General features: G+C 71.1%; 2 protein-coding genes. One reads left to right on the plus strand and one right to left on the minus strand.

What is annotated here, in order from left to right:
* Nucleotides 1-182: 182 nt before the first annotated feature.
* Complete coding sequence (locus tag ACWGID_RS33945) at nt 183-1,646, minus strand: NAD-dependent succinate-semialdehyde dehydrogenase (protein WP_452203424.1); 1,464 nt, start codon at nt 1,644-1,646, stop codon at nt 183-185.
* A 79-nt stretch (nt 1,647-1,725) separates the two neighbouring features.
* Here ACWGID_RS33945 and ACWGID_RS33950 point away from each other — a divergent pair, with 79 nt between their 5' ends.
* Nucleotides 1,726-2,979 (plus strand): aspartate aminotransferase family protein, encoded by a 1,254-nt coding sequence (locus ACWGID_RS33950; RefSeq protein ID WP_452203425.1) that lies wholly within the window; start codon nt 1,726-1,728, stop codon nt 2,977-2,979.
* The last annotated feature ends 99 nt before the right edge of the window (nt 2,980-3,078 follow it).

Raw genomic sequence — 3,078 nt, forward strand, 5'->3', positions numbered from 1 at the left:
GCCCGGGTGGTGCACCCCCGCCGGGGTGTCGAGTAACCGGGCGGCCGGCGGCCGCGGCGCCGCCAAATGCGGCGGGGGGGCCGCGATCCGCACCGGCAACGCCGAGTTCGCCGACCGGCTGCTGATCGCCCACATGGACGACGCGATCCTCCGCCTGATCAACCGCTGATTCAGCCGCTGAGTCAGACCGCGATCCCGATGTACTTGGTCTCCAGGAACTCGTCGATCCCGATCGCGCCGCCCTCGCGTCCGAGGCCGGACTGCTTGACCCCACCGAACGGCGCGGCCGGGTTCGACACCACGCCCTGGTTCAGTCCGACCATGCCGGTGTCGATCGACTCCGCCACCCGCAGCGCCCGCCGCAGGTCGTTGGTGAACACGTACGCGACCAGCCCGTACTCCGTGTCGTTGGCCGCCGCAACGACCTCCTCCTCGGTACTGAACGGCGTCAGCGGAGCCACCGGCCCGAAGATCTCCTGGTCGGCCATCGCAGCCTCCCGCGGTACGCCGGTCAGCACCGTCGGCGGGTAGAAGTACCCGTTCCCCGGCGCAACCTCTCCCCCGGTGAGCACGGTCGCGCCACGGCCGACGGCGTCCGCCACGAGCGAGCGCACCTTCTCCCGCCCGGCCTCGTCGATCAGCGGCCCGACGTTGACGTCCGGTTCGGTCCCCCGCCCGACGGTCAGCGCCGCCATCCGGTCCGCGAGCCGGCGACCGAAGTCGTCGATCACCGATGCGTGCACGAAGATCCGGTTGGCCGCCGTACAGGCCTCGCCCATGTTCCGCATCTTCGCCGCGATCGCGCCGGTCACGGCCTCGTCCAGGTCCGCGTCCTCGAAGACGATGAACGGCGCATTGCCACCGAGCTCGAGGGATGTCCGCAGCACCTTCTCCGCGCACTGCTCGAGCAGGATCCGCCCGACCTTCGTGGACCCGGTGAAGGACAGCTTCCGGGCCAGCCCGGACCGGATGAGCGGCTCCATCACGCCACCCGCGTCCATCGCGGTGACACAGTTCACCGCCCCCGCCGGGACGCCGGCCTCGGTCAGGATCCCCATCAGCGCGAGCATCGACAGCGGGGTCTGGTGCGCGGGCTTGATCACGCTCGTACAGCCGGCCGCGATGGCCGGCCCGAGCTTGCGGGTCCCCATCGCCATCGGGAAGTTCCACGGGGTGACCAGCAGGCACGGTCCGACCGGCTGCTTGGTGATCAGGAAGCGCGCGTTCCCGGCCGGAGCGGTCTGGTACCCGCCGTCGATCCGCAGCGCCTCCCCGGCGAAGTGCCGGAAGAACTCCGCCGCGTACGCGATCTCGCCACGGGCCTCAGGCAACGGTTTGCCCATCTCCAGCGTCATCAGCAGCGCGAGGTCGTCGACCCGCTCCATCAGCAGCTCGTACGCCGCCGTGAGCATGTCGGCCCGTTCGCGCGGTGAGGTCCGGGCGAAGTCCGGCTGCGCCGCGACCGCCGCTTCGAGCGCCGCACGCCCGTCGGCGGGTGACGCGTCGGCGACGGCGCACAGCACCTCGCCGGTCGACGGGTCGACGACGTCGAACGTCGCACCCCGCGTCGCGTCGGTCCACTTCCCTTCGATGAACAGCCGCTTCTCGACGGCCTCGATCACCCTGGACTCGTCGTGCACGCTCATTCGCACCCCTTCACCGGCCTCGACACGTGAGATACGCTGATTGTCAACAATCTACCATTCACCGCAGTGAGGGGAAGTCGTGGCCGAGCTCTCGCAGATCCTGAAACAGGCGACCGGCGTGGTCGCCGCGCGCGGTACGGGCGTACAGCTGTTCGACGAGGACGATCGCCGGTACCTGGACTTCACGGCCGGCATCGGCGTCACGTCGACCGGCCACTGCCACCCGCGCGTGGTGGCGGCCGCCCAGGAACAGGTCGGCCGGATCATCCACGCGCAGTACACGACCGTCATGCACCGGCCGCTGCTGAACCTGGTGGAGCGGCTCGGTGAGGTCCTGCCCCGCGGCCTCGACCGGATGTTCTTCGCGAACTCCGGCAGCGAGGCGATCGAGGCGGCGCTGCGCCTCACCCGGCAGGCGACCGGACGGCCGAACGTGATCGTCTTCCACGGCGGCTTCCACGGCCGGACCGTGGCCGCGGGTTCGATGACGACCTCCGGTACCAAGTTCCGCTCCGGCTTCAGCCCGCTGATGGCCGGCGTCCACGTCTCGCCGTTCCCCGACCCGGGCCACTTCGGCTGGCCGGTCGAGCAGGCGACCGACTTCGCGCTCAGCCAGCTGGACTACGTGCTGCAGACGCTGAGCTCGCCGGCCGACACCGCGGCGTTCTTCGTCGAGCCGGTCCTCGGTGAGGGCGGCTACGTCCCTGCCAACGAGCGGTTCTTCGCCGGGCTCCGCGAGCGCGCCGACAAGCACGGGATCCTGCTCGTGGTCGACGAGGTGCAGACCGGCTTCGGGCGGACCGGGAAGTTCTGGGGCGGCGACCACTTCGGCTCCCGTCCTGATGTCCTGGTCACCGCCAAGGGCCTCGCGTCCGGCTTCCCGCTGTCCGGGATCGCCGCGTCGTCGGAGCTGATGGAGAAGGCCTGGCCGGGCTCCCAGGGCGGCACGTACGGCGCGAACGCGGTGGCTTGCGCGGCCGCGCTGGCGACCCTCGACGTGATCCAGGACGAAGGCCTCGTCCAGAACTCCGCCGACCGCGGCGCACAGCTCAAGCAGTCGCTGCAGCTGGTCGCCGACAAGCACGAGCAGATCACCGACGTCCGCGGGCTCGGCCTGATGATCGGCAACGAGTTCCGCGACGCCGACGGCAAGCCCGACGGGGCGACCGCGAGCGCGGTCCAGCAGGAGGCCGCGCGCCGCGGTCTGCTGCTGCTCACCTGCGGCGCCTGGGGCCAGGTCGTCCGCTTCATCCCGGCCCTGGTCGTCTCCCCCGACGAGATTGACGAGGCCGCCGGGCTCTGGTCCGACGCGGTCACCGCAGTCATCGGCTGACACACAAACAACAGAAGGGGCGGGCGCGGGGGGGGGCCCCCCCGGCCGGCGGTCTGGGTTTTAGCTGGAGCCCAGCGGAGACACGGCGCGCCGCCCGGC

The organism is Kribbella sp. NPDC054772, assembly GCF_053611945.1.

Bases quoted from the DNA above. Each gene is read 5' to 3' on its own strand.
- ACWGID_RS33945 (WP_452203424.1), bottom strand. From the start codon at position 1,646: ATGAGCGTGCACGACGAGTCCAGGGTGATCGAGGCCGTCGAGAAGCGG.